We start from the raw sequence: 2,739 nt of genomic DNA on the forward strand, positions 1-2,739 counted from the left end.
AGGCATCGAATTCTGCGGAGTTTTCTTTAAAAAGACGTATGAAGCCGCCGAGCTTCTCGTCGTCTCGTATCGCGCCCGCGTTTTGCATAAATTTAGCCGCGCGCACCAGCGAGCGCAGCCGCTCGTCCAGCCAAAACGAGAAATTCCCGACCATATTTTCGCTAGCGGCGATCTTGTTTTTATCCGCGAGCGCCGTGATCTGCGCCTTGGCGTCCTCGTAGTTTTTCACGCCCAAAAGCACCACGAAAAGGCTTGCAAAAATGATGATGAAGTAAATTTTAAAATTATGTTCGCGTAAGGCTTTCATGCGGCGAGTATAGCAAAATCGGTCTAAATTTAGACCGATTTAAGCTTTTTTCAGAGTTAAAATTTTGCAAACGAACATCGCGGCGAGCACGACGAAGCAGACGCCAAAGCCAACGAGTGTGCAGTCGGCCATCGACATAAATTTGCTTGATGGGATGAGGTACCAGCCGTCCTCGTAAAGATCGACGAGATATTTTTGAAAGCCGCTTAGCGTGACGCCGTCGGGTACCATCGGATTATCGTAGCCGCAGTCGCCCGTAGGCAAGAACCAATCAGGTGCCCACCGCTCAAGCGGCAGGCCGAACGGATAGTGCGGCTCGGTCGAGCAGCCCTGCACGCCGAACGGATCGTCTCCGTGGACGGCGTCGTGGATTTTGATTAGTTTGGCGCTATACATTATGCCCTGGATCGCGCCCCAAAAGGCTAGTAGGTAGCCTACTGCGGCGAGGAGCAAATTTTTAGGATTTATGATCGCGACTAGCCCTCCCAGCGCCATGCACAAAAAGGCAAAGCGGATATAGACGCACTGCTCGCAAGGCGGCATATAGACGTAGTTTTGAAACAGCGAGTGCGCTAGGATCACGAGTCCCACGCTCACCGCTATGAGGATCGCCCACGGCAGGCGGCTATCGCCGAATTTCGTTATTTTTTCCGCAAATTTCATGCCCACGCCCTATTTTTTAAGCAGCTCTTCAATTAGCTGCGCCATGCCGTCGATAGAGCTGATGGACTTCGTCATGATTAGGTATTTGCCGTTTACGACGAACGCCGGCACGCCTTGGATTTTCGCTACGTCGTAGCTCTCGTCCCATTTTTTAAGCAGTTCGGCGACTTTGGGATCCTCTAGCCTTTTTTGATAGTCCGCCTCGCTGATGCCCGCCGCGTCAAGCCCCGTCTTTAAAAACGCAGCCTCGTCCTTGCCGTCGCTCCAGCGCTGCTTTTGATCGTGATAGGCTTTGTAGTAGGCAAATTTAGCCTTTTTAAACAGCGAGTTTTCATCTAGCAGGCTCACGCCCTTTTCCTCGTCCATCACGGCTAAAACGGCAAAAATTTTACTCGCCGCCTCGCCGTATTCGCCCTTGGTTTTTAGATGAAACGGCACGTATTTTAGCCCCGCGACCTTTTCTACGACCTTCGGCGTGACGGTTTTGTCGTATTTGTAGCAAAACGGGCACGCATAGCTAAAGACCTTAACTAGCGTGTTTTGCTCCACAGGCAGCGGTTTTTCGAGCTTTACGTAGTCCTCGCCCTCGGTAAACGCGGCCGCGCTAAGGGCGCCAAACATCGCTACGGCTAAAAAGCCTTTGCTAAATTTAGAAAATAGCTTCATGGAATGCTCCTTAAAATGATTTTGTTTGCGTTAATTTTATATCCTCTCGCCGCCGCAAAACTCACGCTAAGATAAATTTTAGATTAAATTTATAAAATTTCGACTAAATTTTGGCACAAAAGCCAAAATTTGAAATTATTTTTTACAATTAAGCAAGTTTTAATAAACGCGTGATTTCTACGTTAGCGAGGTTGATTAAAATTACGATATCAAACCAATTCAAAGGAGAATAAGATGAAGCGAACTCTTTCCTCATTTGCGCTAGCTGTGGCGCTTTTAGGCGGCCTAAGCACCGCAGCGCTGGCTATCGGCGGACCTAGCGGCGCGCACATAGACTACGCCGTCCCGGGCAAGATCGGCGAAGTGGTCGTAAACCCATACGACATCGCGCCTCTAACGGCGGTCATCAAAAACGGCGGATACACGCTAGCAAACGCGAAAGTCACTATCGTACCAAAGCCTGGCGGTCAGGTTATCAGCTATAAAGTCGCCGATAAACACCTGCGCACGCATGGCGGAATCCCGGTTTTTGGGCTCTATCCCGACTATCAAAATACCGTCGAGGTCGAGTATGATAAAATTTACAAGGGTCAAACCGAGCACGTAAAAGAAAGCTATAAAATTTACGCTCCGGCGATCTATTTGGAGAGCTCCGGCATGCCGTCTCAAAAAGGCGCGCTGTTTGATAAAATCGAGGTCGTAAAGGCTCCGAGCGCGAAATTTGCTAACCGCCTTTACTACGTAAATAACTTCGTAAATAAAACCGGCAAAGGCACCAAAGTCGTGTGGAACAACCCTGCAGGCGGCGCGATCGAGTGGAACTACAGCCCGAACAACTTCATCCTAGACACCAAAGGCGAAGTGCGCTGGTATCTGGAGCCGAGTAAAATTTACGACCTCAAGCAGCCTTTTTCTGCGGGCGTCATGATGGGCTTTAAGCAAAACGACGACGGCGCGATGACGTGGGGCTATGGGCAGCGATACGCCAAATACGACATAATGGGCCGCGAAATCTTTAACCGCGAGCTACCTGCGGGCTACAACGACTTCTCGCACTCCATGGACGTAGCGCAAAACGGGCATTATTTCCTCCGCGCGGCAAA

Annotated in this window: 3 protein-coding genes and 1 pseudogene; 1 reads left to right on the forward strand and 3 read right to left on the reverse strand. The window is 50.0% G+C overall.

Features of this window, described 5'->3' with window-relative positions; genetic code table 11:
- The 3 genes and pseudogenes from Q0140_RS09865 to Q0140_RS09875 all read right to left on the reverse strand — a co-directional run.
- A pseudogene (locus tag Q0140_RS09865) lies at window positions 1-307 on the reverse strand (histidine kinase); the annotation flags it as partial.
- 39 nt (window positions 308-346) lie between these two features.
- Complete coding sequence (dsbI, locus tag Q0140_RS09870; protein ID WP_297964174.1) at window positions 347-970, reverse strand: protein-disulfide oxidoreductase DsbI; 624 nt, start codon at window positions 968-970, stop codon at window positions 347-349.
- Between the two features lie 9 nt (window positions 971-979).
- Window positions 980-1,636, reverse strand: coding sequence for a thiol:disulfide interchange protein DsbA/DsbL (locus Q0140_RS09875; RefSeq protein WP_297964176.1), 657 nt, complete (start codon window positions 1,634-1,636; stop codon window positions 980-982).
- Window positions 1,637-1,870: 234 nt separating this feature from the next.
- On the opposite strand from Q0140_RS09875, the gene Q0140_RS09880 reads away from it, so the two are divergent.
- A partial coding sequence (locus Q0140_RS09880; RefSeq protein WP_297964178.1) for an aryl-sulfate sulfotransferase occupies window positions 1,871-2,739 on the forward strand: 869 nt, incomplete at its 3' end.

The organism is uncultured Campylobacter sp., assembly GCF_938045405.1.
GTDB lineage: Bacteria > Campylobacterota > Campylobacteria > Campylobacterales > Campylobacteraceae > Campylobacter_B.